The 21,057-nt window shown below is 73.6% G+C and carries 21 protein-coding genes; 10 read left to right on the top strand and 11 right to left on the bottom strand.

Annotated elements, in window-relative coordinates; translation table 11 throughout:
* The first annotated feature begins 1 nt into the window (after position 1).
* Positions 2-1,600, top strand: coding sequence for a TROVE domain-containing protein (locus tag IEZ12_RS13535; RefSeq protein ID WP_189272265.1), 1,599 nt, complete (start codon positions 2-4; stop codon positions 1,598-1,600).
* Between the two features lie 7 nt (positions 1,601-1,607).
* Here IEZ12_RS13535 and IEZ12_RS13530 read toward each other — a convergent pair whose 3' ends face one another.
* Together IEZ12_RS13530 and IEZ12_RS40035 are read right to left on the bottom strand one after the other, a co-directional pair.
* Positions 1,608-2,147 (bottom strand): hypothetical protein, encoded by a 540-nt coding sequence (locus tag IEZ12_RS13530; RefSeq protein WP_189272264.1) that lies wholly within the window; start codon positions 2,145-2,147, stop codon positions 1,608-1,610.
* Between the two features lie 132 nt (positions 2,148-2,279).
* Entirely contained in the window at positions 2,280-3,278 is a 999-nt protein-coding gene (locus IEZ12_RS40035) for an ArsR family transcriptional regulator (protein WP_189272263.1), read from the bottom strand.
* A gap of 56 nt (positions 3,279-3,334) precedes the next feature.
* Here IEZ12_RS40035 and IEZ12_RS13520 point away from each other — a divergent pair, with 56 nt between their 5' ends.
* The gene (locus IEZ12_RS13520) at positions 3,335-4,549 is read left to right on the top strand and encodes an MFS transporter (protein WP_189272262.1); all 1,215 of its coding nucleotides are present in this window, start codon (positions 3,335-3,337) and stop codon (positions 4,547-4,549) included.
* 22 nt (positions 4,550-4,571) lie between these two features.
* Here the strand turns inward: IEZ12_RS13520 and IEZ12_RS13515 are convergent, their stop codons facing one another.
* The 7 genes from IEZ12_RS13515 to IEZ12_RS13485 all read right to left on the bottom strand — a co-directional run bounded on the left by IEZ12_RS13515 (position 4,572) and on the right by IEZ12_RS13485 (position 9,736).
* On the bottom strand, positions 4,572-5,006 hold the full coding sequence (locus tag IEZ12_RS13515) for a hypothetical protein (RefSeq protein WP_189272261.1): 435 nt from the start codon (positions 5,004-5,006) through the stop codon (positions 4,572-4,574).
* A gap of 70 nt (positions 5,007-5,076) precedes the next feature.
* Positions 5,077-6,462, bottom strand: a complete 1,386-nt coding sequence (locus IEZ12_RS13510) for an 8-oxoguanine deaminase (RefSeq protein WP_189272260.1) — start codon at positions 6,460-6,462, stop codon at positions 5,077-5,079.
* A gap of 28 nt (positions 6,463-6,490) precedes the next feature.
* Positions 6,491-7,402, bottom strand: coding sequence for a factor-independent urate hydroxylase (gene pucL / locus IEZ12_RS13505; protein ID WP_189272259.1), 912 nt, complete (start codon positions 7,400-7,402; stop codon positions 6,491-6,493).
* A 37-nt stretch (positions 7,403-7,439) separates the two neighbouring features.
* Positions 7,440-7,790 carry a hydroxyisourate hydrolase gene (gene uraH, locus IEZ12_RS13500; RefSeq protein ID WP_189272258.1) on the bottom strand — a complete coding sequence of 117 codons (351 nt, stop codon included), beginning with the start codon at positions 7,788-7,790 and terminating at the stop codon, positions 7,440-7,442.
* A gap of 35 nt (positions 7,791-7,825) precedes the next feature.
* Complete coding sequence (gene uraD / locus IEZ12_RS13495; protein ID WP_189272257.1) at positions 7,826-8,353, bottom strand: 2-oxo-4-hydroxy-4-carboxy-5-ureidoimidazoline decarboxylase; 528 nt, start codon at positions 8,351-8,353, stop codon at positions 7,826-7,828.
* A 124-nt stretch (positions 8,354-8,477) separates the two neighbouring features.
* Complete coding sequence (locus IEZ12_RS13490) at positions 8,478-8,876, bottom strand: helix-turn-helix domain-containing protein (RefSeq protein WP_189272307.1); 399 nt, start codon at positions 8,874-8,876, stop codon at positions 8,478-8,480.
* A 332-nt stretch (positions 8,877-9,208) separates the two neighbouring features.
* Positions 9,209-9,736, bottom strand: a complete 528-nt coding sequence (locus tag IEZ12_RS13485) for a GNAT family N-acetyltransferase (RefSeq protein ID WP_189272256.1) — start codon at positions 9,734-9,736, stop codon at positions 9,209-9,211.
* A 154-nt stretch (positions 9,737-9,890) separates the two neighbouring features.
* Between IEZ12_RS13485 and allB the strand changes: the two genes are divergently transcribed.
* The 4 genes from allB (at position 9,891) to IEZ12_RS13465 (ending at position 14,625) form a co-directional block, all read left to right on the top strand.
* A complete protein-coding gene (gene allB / locus IEZ12_RS13480) occupies positions 9,891-11,240 on the top strand; it encodes an allantoinase AllB (RefSeq protein WP_189272255.1) in 1,350 nt (449 codons plus the stop codon).
* Positions 11,241-11,262: 22 nt separating this feature from the next.
* Entirely contained in the window at positions 11,263-12,396 is a 1,134-nt protein-coding gene (gene alc, locus IEZ12_RS13475) for an allantoicase (RefSeq protein WP_189272254.1), read from the top strand.
* 188 nt (positions 12,397-12,584) lie between these two features.
* The gene (locus tag IEZ12_RS13470; protein ID WP_189272253.1) at positions 12,585-13,370 is read left to right on the top strand and encodes an IclR family transcriptional regulator; all 786 of its coding nucleotides are present in this window, start codon (positions 12,585-12,587) and stop codon (positions 13,368-13,370) included.
* Between the two features lie 100 nt (positions 13,371-13,470).
* Entirely contained in the window at positions 13,471-14,625 is a 1,155-nt protein-coding gene (locus IEZ12_RS13465) for a tetratricopeptide repeat protein (RefSeq protein WP_189272252.1), read from the top strand.
* 227 nt (positions 14,626-14,852) lie between these two features.
* Here the strand turns inward: IEZ12_RS13465 and IEZ12_RS13460 are convergent, their stop codons facing one another.
* Positions 14,853-15,854, bottom strand: a complete 1,002-nt coding sequence (locus tag IEZ12_RS13460; RefSeq protein WP_189272251.1) for a helix-turn-helix domain-containing protein — start codon at positions 15,852-15,854, stop codon at positions 14,853-14,855.
* Between the two features lie 278 nt (positions 15,855-16,132).
* On the opposite strand from IEZ12_RS13460, the gene IEZ12_RS13455 reads away from it, so the two are divergent.
* The 4 genes from IEZ12_RS13455 to IEZ12_RS13440 all read left to right on the top strand — a co-directional run bounded on the left by IEZ12_RS13455 (position 16,133) and on the right by IEZ12_RS13440 (position 20,300).
* Positions 16,133-16,396 carry a hypothetical protein gene (locus IEZ12_RS13455; RefSeq protein ID WP_189272250.1) on the top strand — a complete coding sequence of 88 codons (264 nt, stop codon included), beginning with the start codon at positions 16,133-16,135 and terminating at the stop codon, positions 16,394-16,396.
* Positions 16,397-16,487: 91 nt separating this feature from the next.
* Complete coding sequence (locus tag IEZ12_RS13450; RefSeq protein ID WP_189272249.1) at positions 16,488-17,549, top strand: DUF2776 family protein; 1,062 nt, start codon at positions 16,488-16,490, stop codon at positions 17,547-17,549.
* A 197-nt stretch (positions 17,550-17,746) separates the two neighbouring features.
* Positions 17,747-19,912 carry an RNA polymerase recycling motor ATPase HelR gene (gene helR / locus IEZ12_RS13445; RefSeq protein WP_189272248.1) on the top strand — a complete coding sequence of 722 codons (2,166 nt, stop codon included), beginning with the start codon at positions 17,747-17,749 and terminating at the stop codon, positions 19,910-19,912.
* Between the two features lie 103 nt (positions 19,913-20,015).
* Positions 20,016-20,300, top strand: a complete 285-nt coding sequence (locus IEZ12_RS13440; protein ID WP_189272247.1) for a hypothetical protein — start codon at positions 20,016-20,018, stop codon at positions 20,298-20,300.
* 66 nt (positions 20,301-20,366) lie between these two features.
* On the opposite strand, the gene IEZ12_RS13435 is transcribed toward IEZ12_RS13440, so the two are convergent.
* Positions 20,367-20,969, bottom strand: a complete 603-nt coding sequence (locus IEZ12_RS13435; RefSeq protein WP_229847515.1) for a dihydrofolate reductase family protein — start codon at positions 20,967-20,969, stop codon at positions 20,367-20,369.
* Between the last annotated feature and the right edge of the window lie 88 nt (positions 20,970-21,057).

Raw genomic sequence — 21,057 nt, 5'->3', positions numbered from 1 at the left:
CATGTCCCGCTTCAACTTCCGCCGTTCGAAGAAGACCGCCCCCGCCGTGACCGAGGCCGGGCCTGGCTCGCCCGTCACCACGACCGGGCAGCTCACTGCGAACCACCAGGGCGGGACGGGACACCTGCGCGACGAGAAGTCCGAACTCTTCCTGCTGGCGATGGCCAACCTGGTCGGCCAGGACACCTTCTACGAGCGCGGCGACGACCGCGACGACCGCTACACCGCCCTGGTGCGCTCACTCGCTGTCAGCGATCCCGAGTGGACGCTCGGCCTGCTGCGCTGGCTGCGCCACGGCGCCGCGATGCGCACCGCCTCGCTGGTCGGCGCCGCCGAGTTCACCCGCGCCCGACTGGACGCGAAGCTCCCCGGCCACTCCCGGCAGGCGATCGACGCCGTCCTGCAGCGCCCCGACGAGCCCGGCGAACTGCTCGCCTACTGGACGTCCCGGTACGGGCGGGCGCTGCCCAAGCCCGTCAAGCGCGGCGTCGCCGATGCCGTCGCCCGGCTGTACAACGGCCGGGCGCTGCTCAAGTACGACACCGGCGCCAAGGGCTACCGGTTCGGCGACGTACTGGAGCTCACCCACCCGACGCCGGACCCCCACAAGCCGTGGCAGAGCGAGCTGTTCCGCTACGCGCTGGACCGGCGGCACCGGCCCGACACCGCCGTTCCGCCGGCCGGCGACGCCCTGCTGACCGCCCATCGCGCCCTGCTGGCCGTCCCCGTGGAGGAACGCCGCGCACTGGTCACCGGCCTCGACGGCGCGCGGCGCCTGGCCGAGGCCGGGATGACCTGGGAGGCACTGGCCGGCTGGCTCCAGGGCCCGCTGGACGCCGCCGTCTGGGAGGCCGTCATCCCGTCCATGGGCCCGATGGCGCTGGTGCGCAACCTGCGGAACTTCGACCAGGCCGGGGTGTCCGACGAGGTCGCCGAAGCGGTCGCCCGGCGGATCTCCGACCGGGCCGAGGTCACCCGCTCCCGGCAGTTCCCGTTCCGCTACCTGGCCGCGTACCGGCACGCGCCGTCGCTGCGCTGGGGCCACGCGCTGGAGCAGGCGATGAGGCACTCGCTGGCCAACGTCCCCGCGCTGCCCGGCCGTTCGCTGATCCTGGTGGACCGCTCCGGCTCGATGTTCGGTCGGCCGAGTGCGCAGACCCAGCTCAACCGGGCCGACACCGCCGCGATCTTCGGCACCGCGCTGGCCCTGCGGGCCGCCGAGGCGGACCTGGTCGAGTTCGGCTCCACCAGCCGGGCCGTCCCGCTGGAGCGCGGTGACGCGGTGCTCCGGGTGCTGGACCGGTTCGGCAACCTCGGCGGCACCGACACCGCCGGGGCGGTCCGCCGGCACTACCGCGACCACGACCGGGTGCTGATCGTCACCGACGAGCAGGCGTACGGCGGTTGGGCGAGCCACCCGCTGGAGTCCGTCCCCGCCCGGATCCCCGTCTACACCTGGAACCTGGCCGGCTACCGCGCCGGCCACGCCCCGTCCGGCACGGCCCACCGCCACACCTTCGGCGGCCTGACCGACGCCGCGTTCCGGCTCGTCCCGCTGCTGGAGGCCGGGCAGGACGCGGCCTGGCCGTGGGAGCAGTGACGGCGGCTCACTCCTCGCGGCGGCGCCGGTAGTAGGCCCAGGTCAGGGCCAGGACCAGCGGGCCCCACAGGGTCAGCGGGAGGGTGGCCGCCGCCGCGAGGGCCTTCCACCAGCCGCTGGAGTACTCGACGAGCGGGACCCCGAGGTCGAGGAAGGCCAGCGGCAGCGGGTCCCACAGCGCGACCAGGGCCAGCCCGCCCAGGGCTGCCGGGACGATCGCCGCGAACGGCGGAATGCGCCGGCCGCCGATCAACGGCAGCCAGGCCGGCGCCACTTCGCCCCACCCGGCCACCAGACCGAAGGAGAGGTAGGCGATCCCCTCGGACAGCACACTGAGCCCGAAGACGTAGAGGATCACCCACCAGTGCCAGGTCTTGTGGACCTCGTAGACCTGGCCCATCTCGAACTCGAACGCGAAGGGCAGCCGCCAGAGGCAGGACGGAAGCACGGCCAGCGGTATCCACCGGGCGGCGCGGACGGCCCAGGGCGGGACCGGCCGTGCGGTGCCGCCGAGCCTCGGGGTCGGGTGAAACAGCTCGAATCGCATGCTCCGATCCTCCCGACCCGGCCGGCGCCGGGAATCGGCCTGAAGCAGTGTCAGGTGCTCGCCCGCGCGGAGGAGATCGACTCCTTCGACAGGTGGAAGGTCCGCGACTCCGGTCGGGCCGAGGAATGACCGCTAGGCTCCGCCGGCGGTCAGCGCGTCGCCGAGCGGGGAGCGGGCGTACAGGACGGAGCGGCCGGCGCGGGTGCGGGTGAGGAGGCCCGCGGTGGCCAGGGCGGAGAGGTGGCGGCTGACCGCGCCCGGGGTGACGGCGAGCCGGTGGGCGAGCGCGGTGGTGGAGGCCGGCTGGTCCAGCAGGACCAGCAGGCGGGCCCGCGGCAGGCCGATCAACTCGGCGAGCGCGTCCGGGACCCGGGGCGGGGAGCTCTCGCCCATCAGGGCGTTGCCGCGGGCCGGGTAGGTGATCACCGGCGGCTCGTCCGCGTCGATGACGGTGTGCGCGCCCAACGCGCACAGCGTCGGCATCAGCACCAGGCCGCGGCCCGCCACCGGCGTGTACCGGCCGCCCAGCGCCCGCACCCGCGGATCCGGGTCGTCCAGCCGCAGCACCCCCGCCCGCCAGGACAGCCGGGAGTCCAACTCCGCGAACAGGCCCTCCGCGCCGCGCTCCGCGAACATCCGCCCCCGGTACGCCAGATCGGCCTCCAGCACCGTCCGCGCCCGCGGCCACCACTGCGGCAGCAGGCAGCGCTCCCAGTACCCGCGCAGCTGCGCCACGCAGCGCGCCAACAGCTCCGCCGGATCGGCCAGCAGCGAGGCCACCGGCTCCGGGACCGGCGCCCCGTCGCCCCGGTAGGCGGCCGTGAAGTCCTTCACCACCGTCTCCGGCGGCGTGCCCGCGATCGTCGCCAACTCGCTCTCGAAGGACGGACGTTGGACGATCGGTCGGGGCGTCAGGAAGTCCGGCGCCCAGGCCCGGGGCGTTACCAGGGACTCCAGCAGCGGGACGTCCAGCGCCCGGTACGCCGACTCCCAGGACTCCATCCACCGCTGCTGGAACGGGTACTTGTGCAGGTAACGGCGCGCCCGCAGGCTGAACACCGCCTCCTGCACGGGGGAGTAGGTGAACCAGGTGGTGGCGAGGTCGTCCACGCCGAGGGCGAACTCGAACATTGACCCCAACGGTAAAAGGATTCCGGCGAGTTGGGAACCCTGGTGTGCTGACGGCCATGACCGCCACCGCCGCGCCCGCCGGGCGCCGATCCCTGCTGCCCGCCGAGCCCGTGCTGCGCCGGCTCGCCGTGATGACCGGCGTCAACACCGTCGGCAACGGGCTCTACTACTCCGTCAGCGCGCTCTACTTCACCCGCCAAGTCGGGCTGAGCGCCGGACAGTTGGCCCTCGGCCTGGCCGCGGCCGGAGTCGCCGGGATGCTGTCCGGCGTGCCGTTCGGGCGGCTCGCCGACCGGGTCGGGCACCGCCGACTGCTGTACGTCCTCGGACCGTTGCAGGGCGCGGCCGTGCTCGGCTACGTCTTCGTGCGCGGCTTCGCGCCGTTCGTCGCCGCGATCGTCGTCGCCACCGTGCTGGAACGCGGCGCCGTCGTGGTGCGCAGCGCGCTGATCGCCCACCTGCTGCCCGCCGCCGACCAGGTGCGCTCGCGGGCCCTGCTGCGCTCGGTGATGAACGCCGGACTGATGCTCGGCGGCGCGGGCGCGATGCTCGCCCTCCAGGCCGACACCCACTGGTCGTACGCCACCGTGCTGGCCCTGGACGCCGCGAGCTTCGCCGCCACCTCGCTGCTGCTGCGCGGCCTCCCCGACGCGACGGTCCCCGCCGCTCCGGCCGCCGGTCGATCGCGGCCGCGCACCGCGCTCGCCGACCGCCGCTACCTGCTGGTCGCCTTCCTGCACGCCGTGCTGGAACTCCAGTTCGCGATGCTGGAGATCGGCATCCCGCTGTGGATCGCCGTCCACACCACCGCGCCGCGCGCCCTGGTCGCGGTGGTCGCCATCGTCAACGGCCTTGCCGTGGTGCTGTTCCAGGTCCGCGCCAGCCGCGGAGTGGTCGACGTGCGCTCCGCGGCCGGGGCCTGTGCCCGCGGCGGCGTCCTGCTCGCCGCGGCCTGCCTGGTGTACGCGGCGGCGGGCGGACGCGGCACCGTGCTCGCCGTGACCCTGGTGCTGGCCGGCGTGCTGCTGCACTCGCTCGCCGAACTGCTCACCTCGGCGGGCGGCTGGACGCTCAGCCTCGACCTCGCCGACCCCGCCGCGCACGGCGAGTACCAGGGCGTCTTCATGAGCGGCCAGGCCGGCTCGCACGTGATCGGACCGCTGATCGTCACCGCCACCGCGCTCGCCCACGGCGTCGCCGGCTGGGCGGTCCTGGGCGCCCTGCTGGCGACGGCCGGCCTGGCGATGCCCGCAGCCGCCGCCCGCCGTTGACGGACCGCCGGGCGGGGAGCCGTCAGTCGCCGGAGAAGCCGAACACACCGAAGTGGGTGGGCTCGCCGTCGGTGTGCAGGACGACGTACTTCCCGGTCCACCGCAGGTCGACCTCGGTCCGCAGATACGGGGAGTCGGCGAGGACCCGGGTGAACTGCTCGACCGTCGGACGCTCGGTGCCGAAGTGGTCCAGCAGGCTCTGCGCCGGGAGCGGGCGGACGCTGCCCACGTCCTCGAACCCCAGCGGCTCCGAGGAGTCCTCGACGGCGTACGGGACGTCGAGGATCGAGTGGGTGCCCTGCTCGTCCATGAACTCCTCGTCGGCCCACAGCTCTTCCAGCGTGTCGTACTCCTGGCCCGCCCAGTGGGTGGCGAACTCCGCCCGGTGCAGGGCGTCCAGACTGCGCTGCGGCGAACCGAGGTAGGGCGTGACGTAATGCCACTCGCTGGCGCCCATTCGAATGCTCCTCCTGCTGCGGTCGACGTGCCTGGAAGCTATCGGAAGCCGCGGACAGGCCGACGGGCCGTCAGTCGTGGCGGGCGGCCAGGGTGCGGGCGGCCGTTGCGCAGGTGCGGGCGATGGTGGGCTCGTCGGCGGTGGTGAGGTGGCCCCGTTCGACGACGGGGCGGCCGTCGACGAGGAGGAGGGTGAGCGGGGGGAGGGCGCCGAGGACGAGGGCGGCGACGGGGTCGGCGATGGTGGAGTGGAGGAGGCCGTCGACCCTCCAGAGGGCGAGGTCGGCGAGCTTGCCGGGTTCGACGGAGCCGATCTCGTGCTGACGGCCGAGGACTCTCGCGCCGCCCATGGTGGCGACGCGCAGGGCCTGGCGGGCGGTGAGGGTGTCGGGGCCGCCGCGCAGGCGGCTGATCAGGAGGGCGTTGCGCAGTTCGGTGCCGAGTTGGCCGGATTCGTTGGAGGCGGTGCCATCCACGCCGAGGCCGACCGGGACGCCGGCGCCGAGCATGTCGGGGACGCGGGCGATGCCGGCGGCCAGGCGGGCGTTGGAGGACGGGCAGTGGGCGACGCCGGTGCCGGTCTCGGCGAACTTGGCGAGGTCGGAGTCGGTCAGGTGGATGCAGTGCGCCATCCAGACGTCCTCGCCGAGCCAGCCCGTGGACTCGAAGTAGTCGGTGGGGCCCATGCCGAACAGCTGGTGGCAGAAGGCCGCCTCCTCGGCGGTCTCCGAGCCGTGGGTGTGCAGCCGAACCCCCTTGCGGCGGGCCAGCTCGGCCGAGCGGGACATCAGTTCGGTGGAGACCGAGAACGGCGAGCAGGGCGCCAGGGCGACCTGCAGCATCGAGCCGAAGGAGCCGTCGTGCCACCGGTCGACCGCGGCCTCGGAGGCGGCGAGAATCTCGTCGGTGTCCTCCACCGCGTGGTCCGGCGGCAGGCCGCCGTCCTTCCGGCCGCGGTCCATCGACCCGCGCAGCGCGGTGAACCGCAGACCCAGCTGCCGGACGGCCTCGATGGACGCGCCGAGCAGGTCGCCCGCGTCGCGTGGGAAGACGTAGTGGTGGTCGGCGGCCGTGGTGCAGCCCGAGGTGAGCAGCGCCGCCGCCGAGCCCAGGGTCGCCGCGTGCACCAGCTCGGCGTCGATCCGCGCCCAGGACGGGTACAGCTCCACCAGCCAGTCGAACAGGATGTGGTTCTGCGCCAGTCCGCGGGTCAGCCACTGGTAGAAGTGGTGGTGGGTGTTGACCAGCCCCGGCGTGAGCAGGTGCCCCTCGCCGTCGATCCGTCGTGCCACGTCGGCGAGACGGGGCGGCGCGGGTCCGTCGCCGACCGACTCGACGGTGTTGCCGCGGACGACCACGTGCCCGCGCGCGTACTCGGTGCCGGCGGCGTCGACCGTGGCGATCGCCGCGTTCTCGATCACGATCCGTCGAGCGGAGGCCGGGGGCTGCACTGCCATGGGAACTCCTGGGGGAGGTGACGGGTCGTCAGGAGACAGGGATGACCGGGGTGACGCCCTCCCGGTGCACGGTGCCCTCGATCAGGCCGTACATCCGGTCGGCGGCGAAGTACACCTCGTTCTCGTTCTTGAGCCCGAACGGCGCCAGGTCGACCAGGAAGTGGTGCTTGTTCGGCAGTTCCAGGCGGACCTCGTCCACCTCGGCCCGGTGGTTCAGCACCCGGGTGCCCATCGCGTGCAGGGTCTGCTGGAGCGAGTACGAGTAGGTGTCGGCGAACGCCTCCAGCAGGTGCCGCCGGACCTCCTGGTACGAGTGGTTCCACTCCGGCTGCGGCTGGCCGTCGCGGCCGTGGAAGCCGAACGCCCAACGCGCCGTCACCTGGGTGGCCAGGATCCGGTCGTAGGCCTCCCGGAGGGTGGTGTACCGGTCCTTGAGGTAGCCCCAGAACTCCGAGTCGGTGGTGTTCATCACCACCAGGTCCTTGAGCCCCGAGACCACCCGGAACCGGTCGCCGTCGTACAGCACCTCGGTGGTGCGCACCTCCTGCCCGCTGCGGACGAAGGAGTGCCCGCTGTCGCCGGCTTCCGCGGCCCGGTCCGCGGTGCGGATCCGCTCCCAGCCGTACTCCTCGACCCGGATCCGGGCGCTGTGCACCACGCCGCGCTCGGTGTGCTCCACGAAGTGCCGGGCCAGCAGGGCGGCGAACCCCTCCGCGGACTCGATGCCGTACTGCTTGGCGAACGCGTACACGGTGTTCTTGGTGGAGTCGGTGGGCAGGCAGTTGGCGTTCGATCCGGTCAGGTGGACGTCGTCGAACGCGCCGCGCAGCGAGACCGAGACGTTCAGGTCCTTGATCTCGTGGCGTCCGGAGTCGCGGCGGACCCGGACGATGCGGTTCTCCGCCTTGCCGTACTGGTTCTGCCCGAGCACGTGGGCCATGACGTGTCTCCTAAGCGGTGGGCGGCGTCCAGGGGGCCTAGCTGCCGCGGTAGACCGAGTAGCCGAACGGGTTCAGCAACAGCGGGACGTGGTAGTGCCGCTGGGCAGGCGCGACCGTGAAGACGATCGAGACCTCCGGGAAGAACGGCGGCTGCCCCGACCCCGGGCCGGCCGCCTGCGCCGCGTGGTACTTCGCGGTGTCGAACAGCAGCCGGGCGACCGAGCCGCCCGCCACGTCCGGCAGGTCCGTGACCCGGCCGTCGGCGTCCGTGGCGGAGGCGCCGAGCACCTGCCAGCCGCCCTCGGCGTGCACGGCCAGTTCGACCGGGACGCCCTCGGCCGGGCGGCCGAGGCAGGTGTCGAGCACGTGGGTGGAGATGCCGGCCATGAACAGTCCTTGCAGATCGTTGAATTGACGAGGCGTCAGCTTTCGGCGGTGAGCAGGAGGTCGAGGCGGAGCTCGTTGATCCGGCGCAGTTCCTCGCGGACGGTCTCCGCCTCGGTGGCGGCGTCGTGCGGCAGCCGCTCGCGCAGGGCGGCGAGCAGGTCGGCCGCGGTGCGGCCGGTGGCGCAGATCAGGAACAGGTGGCCGAACTTCGCCTCGTAGGCGGCGTCGGCCGCGGCCAACTCGTCCAGTACGGACGGCTCGACGCCCCGGAGGCCGGCCTGCTCGCGTTCGGACGCCGCGTCGCCGGCCTTCGGCGTGCCGATCCGGGCGTGGCCGGCCAGCGCCTCGGTCAGCTCGGCCGGCGACAGTCGGGCCGTGGCCGTCGCGTTGGCGGCCAGCAGCGCGGCGCGGTCGGACCAGGGGCGGGAGGCCGCGACGGCGGCGGCCCAGGCGGGGCTGGCGCAGACCTCCAGCAGGACCGCCAGCAGGTGGGCGGGCTCGGCGGCGGCCAGCGCGGTGAGCGGGAGAGGGGCGGCGGGCGGCTCCGGGGGTGGCTCGGTCACGGAGGGACCTCCTGGGGTTGGTGCCACCCGGACAAGCTAGAGCGGGCCCGACGGGCCGTCAACGCTTTGTTGAACTTGTTTGTGGCGAGGGCGTGCGGCGGCGGCCGTGCGCGACGCCTGCCGGTCAGGACTTCTCCTGCCGGTTCAGGTAGTTGTACACGGTGAACCGGCTGACACCGAGCGCCGACGCGACCGTCTCCACCCCATGGCGGACGGTGAACGCCCCGCGTTCCTCCAGCAGGGCGACCACCCGCTGCTTCTCCGTGCGGCTCAGCTCGGCCAGCGGGCGGCCGTCGAACTGGCGGGCCGTCTCGGCCAGCAGCCGGTCCAGCGCACTGCCCAGGTGCGGCAGCCGCACCGCGACGGCCGGTGCGCCGTCCCACTCCAGGACGACGTCCTCGGCCCGCGCCTCGGCCGGATCGACGGCGGTGGCGCCGATCGCCTCCAGCAGCGGCCGCAGGGCCGCCGTGAACGGGTGCTCGTCGAGCGGTGCGGGGCCGGCCGGCGCCGGGCCGTCGGCCAGCACGCTGACCTGGAGCGAGACCCGGCTGGCGCCGACCGCCAGGGTCTCCCGCAGCAGCCGGGCCGTGGCGGCCAGCGCCTGCTCGGCGTCGCCCTCGGCGCTGGTGCCGAACGGCCCCACGGCGACGGCCAGTCCGGCGTCCTCGACCGCCCGGCGGGCGGTTCTGGCGTGCTCGGGGAAGCCGTCCAGCTCGAACGGCTCGGTCGTGAACTCCACCATCACTCGCACACGCTCACCTTAGCGATCGTCCTCCGAAATGGTTGTCGGATGTAATGACCAAATGGAGCGATCGGTCGGATTCGGTGATCACTGCCGACCTGCCGGGGTTCGGCTCAGCGCGGGCGCACCATGACGGTGAGCCGCGGCGAGTCGGGCGCTGCCCGCTGGCTGTTGAACGCCCGGTAGCCCCAAGTCCCGTACAGAGTCCGGACCTTGCCGTCCCCGGCGAGCGGGTTGACCATGAGCGTGACGCGGCTCTCGGTGCGGTGGGCGAGGAGTTCGTCGTGGATGCGGCGGGCGGTGCCGGTGCCGCGCCAGGCGGCGCGGACGCCGATCTCCTTGAGGGCGAGCACCGGGGCGTCGGTGAAGCCGTCGGGGAGCGGCTCGGCCATCCGCGCCCAGTACCGGTCGTCGGCGTCCACGGTGTTGCCGTAGGCGTACCCGACCGGGAATCCGCCGCGGTAGCCGAGGACGAGTCCGAAGCCGGGGTCGGCGAGGTGCCGGTCGAGGCGCTCGACGAACGCTTCGACGCGGTAGTTGGCCAGCTGCAGCAGCGGGGCCCGGACGTCCGCGTAGACGTCCAGCAGGTCCTGACGGGCCTGCGCGGTGAGGGCGGTGAGGTGGCGGAGTTCGACGGTCACTCGGTGGTCCTCCTGGTGGCGAAGCGGGTGAACCCGGCCCGGATGCGGGCGAGTTCGCTGTGGGCGGTGAGAGACAGCAGCATGCCGGTCGCATTGACGGTCGACCGGGGCGGGCCTACGCTCCCAGGACTCTCCCGGCGTTCGGAGGCTCCTGATGCCGCTCGGCGATGGTGTGGTGATCCGCAGTCGGCGGGTGGTGCTGCCGGACGGCGAACGGGCTGCCGACGTGGTGGTCCGGGGCGGACGGATCGAACAGGTGGCGGCCCACGGGGCGGTGGGCGGACGAGGGGTGACCGACCTCGGCGCACTCGTGCTGATGCCCGGGCTGGTCGACACCCACGTGCACGTCAACGAGCCCGGCCGCACCGAGTGGGAAGGATTCGCCTCCGCGACCAGGGCGGCGGCCGCCGGCGGAGTCACCACGATCGTCGACATGCCGCTCAACTCCGTTCCACCCACCACGAGTTCGGCCGGCCTGTCGGCCAAGCGGAAGGCCGCCGAGGGTCGGCTCTGGGTGGACGTCGGCTTCTGGGGCGGGGCGGTGCCCGGGAACCTCGGCGAGCTGGAACTGCTGCACCGGGCAGGAGTGTTCGGCTTCAAATCGTTCCTGGCCCCGTCCGGGGTGGACGAATTCCCGCACCTGACCGGCCCCGCCGAGCTGGTGGCCGCGCTGACCGAACAGGCCCGGCTCGGCGCGCTGGCGATCGTCCACGCCGAGGATCCGGCCGTGCTGGACGCCGCCCCGAACGTCGGCGGCGCCCGCTACCGGGACTTCCTGGCGTCCCGTCCGGACGCCGCGGAGAGCGTCGCGGTGGCCGGGCTGCTGGACTGCGCCCGGCGCACCGGCGCCCGGGTGCACCTGCTGCACGTTTCGAGCGCCGCCGTCCTGCCGCTGCTGCGGCAGGCCCGGGCGGACGGCGTGCGGGTCACCGCCGAGACCTGCCCGCACTACCTGACCCTGGCCGCCGAACAAGTCCCCGACGGGGACACCGCGTTCAAGTGCTGCCCGCCGATCCGGGACGCGGCCAACCGGGAGCTGCTCTGGCAGGCGCTGGCGGCGGGCGAGTTCGCCGCCGTGGTCTCCGACCACTCGCCGTCGACGAGCGAGCTGAAGCTAAGCCAACGGCTGGGTGGGAGCGGCGACTTCGCTGCCGCGTGGGGCGGGATAGCGTCGTTGCAGGTGGGGCTGCCCGCCGTGTGGACCGAGGCGCGACGGCGGGGGCATTCGCCGACGGACGTGGTGCGCTGGATGGCGGCCGGGCCGGCCGGGCTGGTCGGTCTGTCGGGTGTGAAGGGCGCCATCGCGCCCGGCTGCGACGCCGACCTGGTGGCGTTCGACCCCGACGGCGAGTTCACCGTCCGGCCCGAACAGCTCCACCACAAGAACCCCGTCACCCCGTACGCGGGCCGCACCCTCACCGGGCTGGTCCGCCGCACCTGGCTGCGCGGACGGGTCGTCGACCTCGACGGCGCGCCGCACGGCCAGCAGCTCGTCCGTCGTTGAAGTCCGGTAGGAGGAGGGTCGGTTGAGTACGGGATCGGATCCGGACGTGCCGTTCACCGAGTTGGTCGACCTGGCCTCGCGGGCGCTCGGCGCGGGCGTGGTCGCCACCAACGAGGACACCTTCGCCGACGCCGAGAACCTGCTGGTCGCCGCGCCCGCCGAGTTCCGCCCGCACACCTTCGGACACAAGGGCCAGATCATGGACGGCTGGGAATCCCGCCGCCGACGCGGCGTCAGCGCCGAACAGCCCCACCCCACCGACGAGGACCACGACTGGGTGATCGTCCGGCTCGGCGCGGCGGGCGTGGTGCGCGGCGTGGTGGTCGACACCGCGCACTTCACCGGCAACCACCCCGAGACGGCGTCCGTCCAGGCCGCGTCCGTCCCCGGACACCCCTCGCCGGCGGAGGTCGCCGCGGCCTCCTGGACCGAGATCGTTCCGCGGACGGCGCTGCGCGGTGACAGTGCGCACCTCTTCGCGGTGTCGGACCCCGTGCGGTACACGCACGTCCGGCTGAACATCTGGCCGGACGGCGGCGTCGCCCGGCTACGGGTGCACGGCGTGGTGCTGCCCGACCCGCGAGAGCTGGCCGGGCTGACCTTCGACCTCGCCGCGCAGGAGTACGGCGGCGTCGCCGAGGACGCGTCCGACCGGTACTACTCCTCCCCGCACCACCTGAACGCGCCCGGGCGGGCGCGGGTCATGGGGGAAGGGTGGGAGACCCGGCGGCGACGCGACAAGTCCCACGACTGGGTGCGGATCGCGCTGGCCGGGGAGGGCGAGGTGCTGGCGGTGGAGGTGGACACCTCGTGCTTCGTCGCGAACGCACCGGGGTGGGTGGAGCTCGTGGGTCTGGGCGGGGAGGGCGAGGTGGTGCTGCTGCCGCGGACGCGGTTGCAGCCGGACACCCGGCACCGGTACCGGCTCCCGGGGGGCGCGCCCGTGACGCATGTGCGCGTGAACGTGTATCCGGACGGGGGGCTGGCGCGGGTCCGGCTGACGGGGCGTCTGACGGAGGCGGGGTGGGACGGGCTGGTGGGGCGGTGGGTGCGGGCGTTGCCGGAGGGGGAGACGAGAGCGGAGGCGATCAGGGGGCTTTCGGATGCGGGCCGGAACAGGGGACCGGAGACGGCGGGACGCGACGCGCCCCGTTGATCGCCGGCAGACCCGGCCTCGCCGTTCCCCGGGCCCCTGCGGGAGCTCCCGCGCACGGACTCTTCGGGGCATATGCCTGTCAAGGGGGTGGCGCTCTGGTGAGGGAATATCCGGTGAGCTGATGATGGAGCGGTGATCGGCTGGATACGCTGGGCTGACGGTGGGATGCGAGGGAGGGGGTCCGGGAGATGACGACGGTGAGCCGGGGTCGGAGTGATCTGCTGGGGCCGGGTGGTGGGGGTGCGGGCCCGTTCGGGGTGTTGCGGCGGGCGCTGCGATTGCTGGAGGCCGTGGACCGGTACGCCGACGGGTGCACGACGGCGGAGTTGTCGCGGGCGCTGAGCATGCCGGAGTCGGCCGTCCGGCAGTTCGCGGAGGAGCTGGAGACCGAGGGGTACCTGCTGCACCTGGACGGGGTGTGGACGCTCGGCGGGGCGTTCACGCTGCTCGGTGCGCAGCACCGGGAGCCGCTGGTGCGGGCCCGGTTGCACCATCGGCTGGAGGATCTGCGGGACGAGCTCGGCGCCGCCGTGTACTTCAGCCGGTACCAGGACGGCGAGTTGCTGGTGGAGGCGGTGTGCGCAGGCGAGGACGCGCCGGCCGTGCACGAGTGGGTGGACTTCCGGGCCACCGCGCACGCGTCCGCGATCGGCAAGTGCCTGCTCGCCCAACTCGACCACGCCGCACGGCTGGACCACTTCGCCCGGCACCCGGTGGCCCGGCTCACCGCGAGGACCATCACCGAGACCGACCGCCTGCTGCACCGGCTCGACCGGCAGCCCGCGACCGTCCCCGTGCTGGACTTCCAGGAGTACTCGATGGACGCGGTCTGCGCCGCTGTCCCGATAGTCGCCGGGAACACGGTGGGCTGCCTGGCCACCTCGCTGCCCGCCGAGCAGGCCCACCGGCTGCGCGAGGCCGCCGAGTTGCTCACCGCGCGGGCGACGCCGCTGATGCTCGCGATGGCGGTGTGACCGGCTGACGGGTGGGAGTCCCGTACCTCGGCGCCGACGGGTGGGTGTCGTACCCCGGCACTACGCTCGCCGACGCCGATCGAACGGAAGGGACGACGCGATGCCCCTGTTCACGAATCGCAAGCTCAGTCGGGCCGGAGAGCTGCTGACGGCCGCTCAACAGGAGCACGAGGCAGGCAGGTTCACCTCGGCCGAGCGGCTGGCGCGGGAGTCCGTCGAGCTGTACACCGGGGCGGGCCGGCCGGGCGTGGAAGGTGTGGTGGCAGGCCGGGCGGCACTCGGCCGGGCTCTGCGGGAGCAGGGCCGGGCCGCCGAGGCGGAGTCCGAACTGCGGGCGGCGCTGGACACGCCGGGCGTGGCGGGCGTGGCCGAGGCGGTGCTGCGCCTCGAACTGGTCGACGCCCTGTGGGCGGACCGGCGGTGCGACGAGGCGATGGACGAGATCGGGCGGGCCGTGGCGGTGGCCGGGGCGGTGGCCGGGGCGACCGACCTGCGGCTGTCGGCAGGTCAGGCGCAGGCGCTGATGCTGGGTGAGGTGGGACGCCACCGGGAGGCCGTCGAAGTGCTCGTCGACCTCGCCGAAGTGGCCCGCCGGATGGCGCCGCCGAGGCCGGAGTTCGCGCTGGTGGCGGACAGCGACCGGGTGGCGCAGCTCGCCTGGCTCGGCGAACACGCCGAGGCCGAGGCGCTCGCGCTGCGCGTGCGGGCGGCCACCGCCACGGTGGCCGAGCCCGTCGCCACCCCGATCCGGCTGTGGGCGGGCCACAACCTGGCGGTGAGCCTGCTGCTCAGGGGCCGCCACGCCGAGGCCGAGGGCCTGCTGCGGGAGGCGATGGCGGAGACGGGCGGTGCGGACCGGTTCGGCTTCCTGCTGTGCCTCCATCTGTCCCGGGCGCTGATCGGCCAGGGCGACCCGGCCGCCGCCCAGCAGGCCGTCGAGACCGCCGAGTCGATCGGCACCGAGATGTCCGGCCTGACCGAGCAGGACCTCTCGATACTCGGCCTGGCCGCCGCCAACGTCCTCCTCGCCCTGGAGCAGCCCGTCGAGGCCGAGCAGCAGGCCCGCGAGGCCCTGACCCGGTGTGCGGACGCCCCGTCCCACCGGGTGCTGGAGCTGCGCACCGCGCTCGGGATCGCGAAGTTGCGGCAGGGGAGGGGCGACAGCGCGTTGGCCGGTGCGGTGGCGGACTGGCGGGCGCACTTCGGGGAGGAGCACCACGGGACGGTCGCCGCCCGGGAGGCGCTCGCGGGGTAGCAGAACGGGGGCCGTCGCGTGGATCCGGCGATCCGGTGCGACAGCCCCCGTCGGTTTCGACGTTCCCCCTCGGTCTCCGGACCGGCGGGCGGGCCGACGGTCCGGAGCGACGTCGAAGGTCGAGCCCGTCCCCCGGAACGGGCTTCCCCCCTGGACTCCACGCTAGGGCGGACGGGCAGGGTGCGGTTTGGCACTGGGTGTCCGGCCGGTTGGCGAGGCGTCAACTGTCAGGGGCAGGAGTGGCGGCGGTGGTCGCGCGGGGCGAGGCCGTACGCGGTGCGGAAGGCGCGGCTGAAGTCGTCGGGGCGGGGGATGCCGCAGCGGGCGGCGATGGTGCCGATCGGGACGTGGCGCAGGGCGGGGTCGGAGAGGTCGCGGTGGGCCTTCTCCAGGCGCAGGCGGCGGATCCAGGCCGCAACCGTGTCGCCGTCGGTGTGCTGGGCGAACAGCCGGTGCAGGTAGCCGACCGAGATGTGGTGGGCGGCGGCGACGGTGGCGGGGGACAGTTCGGGGTCGTGCAGGTGGCGGCGGACGAAGGCGCGGACCTGTTCGACGGTGGCGCGCTGCCGGGCCGTCTCGGGGAGTTCGGTGTCGTCCGCCAACTCGTCGGCCAGCCAGGCGGCGACCAGGTCCACCGCGATCGGGCCGAGCCGGTCGGCGACGGCGGGGCCGAGGACGGGGGCCTGGCGGTCCACGCTGAGCAGGAAGTCCGCGAGGATCGCCGCGGACCCCTCGGTGGCCCGGAAGCCCCGGCCGAGCAGTCCGCGCAGCCGGTGCGGGGGGATCGGCAGCAGCGCCGTCGGGAAGTCGATGCCGACGCCCTCGACACGCGGTTCGCCGCCCGTCGCGGTGCGTTCGCCGAGCGCCCGCAGCTCGTACGGGCGGGAGCTGTCCAGCATGGTCACCTCGCCGGGGCGGAACAGCTGGGTCGGCTCGCCGTCGCGGGTCAGCGCGAGCGCGCCGTGCTGAACGAGCGTCAGGTGGAACACTCCGGGGTCGGAGCGCCGGACTCGGGCGTCGGTGCGGCGGAACCGGGCGGACGGGAAGGAGGTGCCGAGGAAGGTCACCGGCCCGAGTGCGGAGCGGCGCAGTTCGGCGTCGAAGCGGTCGATGTCGGCGCTGGTGGCGTCGCAGTCCCTGGTCAGTCCGATCAGGTCGCGCCAGACCTCGAACCGCTCGTGTGGTCGGAGTTCCCCGAGCGGGTCGTCGCTCTCCGCCGCCGTGGCCATGCTGTGCCCACCTTCCGTTGCCCTTCGGCGACTCGCCGTGTCCGCCGACAGCATCGCAGGCCGCCACCAGGGACTCGTACGGCGGGTGTCATCAGAGGGCGGATGCGACGGCCGTGCCTGGGCCGACCGGGCGAAATCGGTGAACACGCGCGCGGCCGGAGCGGCCGTGCCCCCGGGCCGGACTAAACAGGGCATGCCAGTCAGTTCGGGTTCGGGCCACCGTGTTTCACCGACGTATTTCACCGAGAACGGAAGTCCTGGAGTATTCAGGAGAAAACGTGACGCATGGTGTCGGCCGTGGCCTGCGCGGAGCCCTGGACCGTGAACCGCCGGGCCACCCGACGGCCTCGCTGCGCGGCGGCGTCCAGGTCGATCCGCCACTGCGGCTGCGCACCGGGGCGTTCACCCCCGCCGCGCTGCGGGCGGCCGGCTTCCGGGCCGGCGCGGCGTACGGGCAGGCGCCGGGCGAGGAGGCCGAGACCGCCTTCGGCACGCGCGGCCGAACGCCTCGGCGTACTCGTCGGCACCGGCGCCGACCGTAGCGACAGCGAACTCGTCCGCGGCATCGCCGAGTTGCCCGGCACCCGCCGCCAGGACCGGCCGCGCGCCGGGCGAGACCGAACGAGGAGAACGGTGAACCACGGAGTCAGCGTGCTGTTCCGGGCGATTCCCCTGCTCATGGGCGCGGTGTCGGCCGCGCTGGGCGGCTACGTCCTCGCGCACTCCACCGGGCCGAGCGCCCGGGTCGCGGGCCTGGTGCTGGTCTTCCTGGCGGCCGTCTGCCTCTGCCTGTTCGCCACCGCGGCGACCATCGTCCGGCAGTTGATCGGCCGCTTCACCGCACTGGACCGGTTCGGCTACCCGGCGTTCGGCTTCGCGGTCGCCGGGGTCGCCATCGGCTACGGGGTCTGCCTGCTCACCGAGAGCCGCCGGCCGCCGCCGGACTTCGTGGCCGGGAGCGCGGTCCTCGGCATCGGACTGGTCTGCGTGTGCGTCTCGTCGGTGGCCGCCGTCTCCACCCGGTTCGCGCTGATCAGCGAGAACGCTGCCCTTCCCGACGGTTCCCCGCCGCGCTCGCCCGCGCCGTTCCGTCCCTTCGCGGCCCGGACCCTGGTGGCGGTCCCGGTCCTCGCAACCGCCGTCGCGGCGGCATGGGCGACCGTCCTGCTGGCCAACGGGGGCGGCGGGGACGAGGCCGGGCGTTTCACGGCCGGGCACGTGGTCGTCGACCTGGCGATCGTCTGCACCTGCCTGGTCGGGCTGGTGGCCAGCCTGCTGCGGCAGATCCAGAACACCTACAGCCGGCGGGACCGGATCTGGTGGCCCGTCGTGGCGGGCACGCTCGGGGCCATGGACATCACCGGGGGCCTGGTCGTCGTCGCCCTGGACCCCCGGCCCACCCAACTGGCCACCGGCTACGTTCAGATCGGGCTGGGGCTGATCGCCTGGACCGTCCTCGGCAAGCTGCTGCTGCTCGGCCTCGTCTGGCGCCGCGACGCCCCGTCGGCCGACCGCATGCCGCTGATCCCGATCGGCACCGGCCTGGTCTGCCTGTTCATGTCGGCGTTCCTGTTCGAGTCGGCCGAACCGAACGTGATCGTCGCGGCCCGGGTCCTGGTCGGCCTCGGCGGCGTCTGCTTCGCGCTGTTCTCCCTCGCCTCCGTCCTGGAGAGCGGCACCGGCGGCCGGAACTGAGGAACCGCCCGGGAGAAACAGAAAAGGCAGGGAGTCGATGCTCTCCTGCCGCTGTCCAACTTATATCCGACAGGGGGCCTTGCGGCAAGGCCCCCTCGATGGCGCACAATCGCTGACTGAATCGGGAAAGCAGCGCAAAGAGCATCAAACCGGGCAGAGTGCGCGAAATGCCCGGCAGGGGATCGGAGAAGCAGGACATGACCCAGCAGACGACCAGTGCCTTCGAGCTGCCCGAGCGGCTCGCCGCCAAGGCGGACCCGGCCCTGATCGCCGACGACGACCGGCACTTCGCCACCGTCGCCACCACCCTCGAACAGGACATCGCCGAGCTGACCGCCCGGCTCGACCAGGTCCGCCGCAACCCCGGCGGGGCCGGCCGCGAGGCCATGGACCGCGACAACGAGATCCACCAACTCTCTTCCCGGCTGCGGACATTGCGCCGCTTCGGCAGCGACCTGTGCCTCGGCCGGATCGTCCTCGCCGACCAGGACGAGCCCGTGTACATCGGCCGCCTCGGCCTCGCCGGCGCCGACGGCCGTCGGCTGCTCATCGACTGGCGCTCGCCCGCCGCCGAACCGTTCTTCGCCGCCACCCACGCCAACCCGATGGGCCTCACCAGCCGCCGCCGCTACCGCTGGCACCGCGGCCGCGTCGGCGACTACTGGGACGAGGTGTTCACCGCCGACGCGCTCGACGGCCACGCCGCCCTCGACGACCAGTCCGCGTTCATCGCCAGCCTCGGCTCCGCCCGCTCCGAACGGATGCGCGACGTCCTCGCCACCATCCAGGCCGACCAGGACGCCGTCATCCGGGCCGGCTCGCGCGGCGCCCTGGTCGTCGACGGCGGCCCCGGCACCGGCAAGACCGTGGTCGCCCTGCACCGCACCGCCCACCTGCTGTACTCCGACCCGCGCCTCGGCCACCGCAAGGGCGGCGTGCTGTTCGTCGGCCCCCACCAGCCGTACCTGGCCTACGTCGCCGACGTGCTGCCCAGCCTCGGCGAGGAGGGCGTGCAGACCTGCACGCTGCGCGACCTGCTCCCCGAGGGCCAGGCGGTCGCCGAGGAACCGGACCCTGAAGTGGCGCGGCTGAAGGCCACCGCCGGCATGGTCGGCGCGATCGAGCGGGCCGTCGGGATCTACGAGGAACCGCCCACCGAGGCCTGCAAACTCGCCATCGAGTGGTACGAGATCTCGGTCCAGCCCGAGGACTGGTCCGAGGCCTTCGCCGCCGTCGGCGCCGGCACCCCGCACAACGAGGCCCGCGAGACGATCCTCGACGAACTCGTCACCATCCTGATCGACAAGAACGCCGACGCCCTCCAGGACGAGGAACACGGCATCTCGCCCGAGATGCTCGCCCGCGAACTCCGCCGCGACCGCGAACTGCTCACCGCGCTGCGCCGCGCCTGGCCGATCCTCGAACCCACCGACCTGGTCGGCGACCTGTGGACCGTCCCCGCCTACCTGCGGCTGTGCGCGCCCTGGCTGAGCCGCGAGGAGATCCGCACCCTCCAGCGCACCGACCCCGCCGCCTGGACGCTCGCCGACCTGCCGCTGCTGGACGCCGCCCGCCGCCGGCTCGGCGACACCGACGCCGACCGCCGCCAGCGCGCCCACCGGGCCCGCCTCGCCGCCGAACGCGAACTCATGGACGGCGTCGTCGACCACCTGCTGAACTCCGACGACGACGGCGAGGGCGCGACCATGATGCTGGGCGGCGCCGACCTGCGCGACGCGCTGATCGACCACTCCGAGCCCGAACCGGTCAACCCCGACCTGCTGGCCGGCCCGTTCGCGCACATCGTCGTCGACGAGGCGCAGGAACTCACCGACGCCGAATGGCAGATGCTGATCGCCCGTTGCCCATCCCGCTCGTTCACCATCGTCGGCGACCGCGCGCAGGCCCGGCACGGCTTCACCGAGTCCTGGACCGAACGCCTGGAACGGGCCGGCCTGGACCGCGTCACCCTCACCTCGCTGAGCGTCAACTACCGCACGCCCGAGGAGGTCATGGCCGAGGCCGAACCCGTCATCCGGGCCGCCCTCCCCGACGCCAACGTCCCCACCTCGATCCGCCGCAGCGGCCTGCCCGTCCTGCACGGCGCCCCCGCCGACCGCGACGCCCTGCTGGACGCCTGGCTGGCCGAACACCCCGAGGGCACCGCCTGCGTCATCGGCGACCCGGCCTACCCCGGACTGCCCCGGGTCCGCTCGCTCACCCCCGAACTGGTCAAGGGCCTGGAGTTCGACCTGGTCGTGCTGATCGACCCGGAGTCCTTCGGCGAGGGCATCGAGGGCGCCGCCGACCGGTACGTCGCGATGACCCGCGCCACCGGGCAGCTCGCCGTCCTGCGCCACTAGGGCATTGAACACGTCAGGCCGCCCGTACGTACTACCGGACGGGGGCGCCTGGCCGTCCGGCCTCGCGCAACCGCTCACCGATGGAGGACGGATGCTTCGCACGATGGCAACGGGACTCCTCGCCGGCCTGCTCTGCTTCGGCGGCGCGGCCACCGCCATGGCCGCCGCCAACCCGAGCGGAACCGGGCCCCCGAACCAGTCCTGTCAGAGCTTCGAGACCCCCGGCACCGGTGCCGGGGCGCCGGGGCACTCCGGGACATCACCCGGATCGGTGTTCAACGAACCCGGCTTCGGCAGCACGAACGGCGGAACCGGCGGAGCGGCCTACAACAACGCGGGCGCGCCGTCGCAGTACGACGTCGCCTGCTTCCAGGTCAGCCAGCACTGACACCCGTCACGGCCCGGGCCGTCGAGCCCGGGCCGATCCGGTGGCCGGAGCGGTCATGAGCAGCAGTCAGTCGGCGGTGTTCGGGCCGAGCACCCGGTAGCGCAGGTGGGTGACGGTCGCGGAGGGGATCACCTCGGCGGGCTCCAGCTGGATCCGGAGGCCGTCGAGGAGCCGCTCGCCGGCGCCCAGGGTGACGGGGACGAGATGCAGGACGAGTTCGTCGAGCAGCCCGGCCCGGAGGTACTGGCGGACGGTGGAGGCGCCGCCGGCGATCTCGACGTCCTGGTCGCCGGCGGCCGCGCGGGCCCGGTCGAGGGCGGCCTCGATGCCGTCGGTGACGAACTCGAAGGTGGTGCCGCCGCCCATCGGGAGCGGCTTGCGAGGGTGGTGGGTGAGCACGAACACCGGTGCGTGGTACGGGGGTTCGGGCCCCCACCAGCCCATCCAGGTCTCGTCCCAGGCGCCCCGGCCCGGGCCGAACATGTTCCGCCCCATGATGTGCGCGCCGGTGTTGGCGTGCAGCGTGCCGAGAAGGTGAGCGTCCTGCTCCCGCCCCGGCCGGTCGGTCTCGAACATCCAGGAGGTCAGGGCCTCCCGCGCGCCCGTGCCGAACGGGTGCTCCAGGCTCTGGTCCGGCCCGGCGGTGAACCCGTCCAGCGAGACGGCCATGTTGGCGGTGACGATTCCCACGAAGGCTCCCGGTGGTTTTCGACGGCGGTGTTCCCCCGGCGATGCTAGGCAGCCGGGCCGCCGTTCA

Origin of the sequence: Kitasatospora griseola (genome assembly GCF_014648555.1) — a bacterium.
In the GTDB taxonomy this organism is placed as follows: domain Bacteria; phylum Actinomycetota; class Actinomycetes; order Streptomycetales; family Streptomycetaceae; genus Kitasatospora; species Kitasatospora griseola.
Note: the sequence above shows the minus strand (reverse complement) of the source record. Positions and strands in the feature narration are given on the sequence as shown.

Bases quoted from the DNA above. Each gene is read 5' to 3' on its own strand.
- IEZ12_RS13470 (WP_189272253.1), top strand. From the start codon at position 12,585: ATGACGACGGTGAGCCGGGGTCGGAGTGATCTGCTGGGGCCGGGTGGT.
- IEZ12_RS13465 (WP_189272252.1), top strand. From the start codon at position 13,471: ATGCCCCTGTTCACGAATCGCAAGCTCAGTCGGGCCGGAGAGCTGCTG.
- helR (WP_189272248.1), top strand. From the start codon at position 17,747: ATGACCCAGCAGACGACCAGTGCCTTCGAGCTGCCCGAGCGGCTCGCC.
- pucL (WP_189272259.1), bottom strand. From the start codon at position 7,402: ATGGCCCACGTGCTCGGGCAGAACCAGTACGGCAAGGCGGAGAACCGC.
- IEZ12_RS13460 (WP_189272251.1), bottom strand. From the start codon at position 15,854: ATGGCCACGGCGGCGGAGAGCGACGACCCGCTCGGGGAACTCCGACCA.
- IEZ12_RS13535 (WP_189272265.1), top strand. From the start codon at position 2: ATGTCCCGCTTCAACTTCCGCCGTTCGAAGAAGACCGCCCCCGCCGTG.
- allB (WP_189272255.1), top strand. From the start codon at position 9,891: ATGCCGCTCGGCGATGGTGTGGTGATCCGCAGTCGGCGGGTGGTGCTG.
- IEZ12_RS13515 (WP_189272261.1), bottom strand. From the start codon at position 5,006: ATGGGCGCCAGCGAGTGGCATTACGTCACGCCCTACCTCGGTTCGCCG.
- IEZ12_RS13435 (WP_229847515.1), bottom strand. From the start codon at position 20,969: ATGGCCGTCTCGCTGGACGGGTTCACCGCCGGGCCGGACCAGAGCCTG.
- IEZ12_RS13510 (WP_189272260.1), bottom strand. From the start codon at position 6,462: ATGGCAGTGCAGCCCCCGGCCTCCGCTCGACGGATCGTGATCGAGAAC.
- IEZ12_RS13530 (WP_189272264.1), bottom strand. From the start codon at position 2,147: ATGCGATTCGAGCTGTTTCACCCGACCCCGAGGCTCGGCGGCACCGCA.
- uraH (WP_189272258.1), bottom strand. From the start codon at position 7,790: ATGGCCGGCATCTCCACCCACGTGCTCGACACCTGCCTCGGCCGCCCG.
- IEZ12_RS13440 (WP_189272247.1), top strand. From the start codon at position 20,016: ATGGCAACGGGACTCCTCGCCGGCCTGCTCTGCTTCGGCGGCGCGGCC.
- IEZ12_RS40035 (WP_189272263.1), bottom strand. From the start codon at position 3,278: ATGTTCGAGTTCGCCCTCGGCGTGGACGACCTCGCCACCACCTGGTTC.
- IEZ12_RS13520 (WP_189272262.1), top strand. From the start codon at position 3,335: ATGACCGCCACCGCCGCGCCCGCCGGGCGCCGATCCCTGCTGCCCGCC.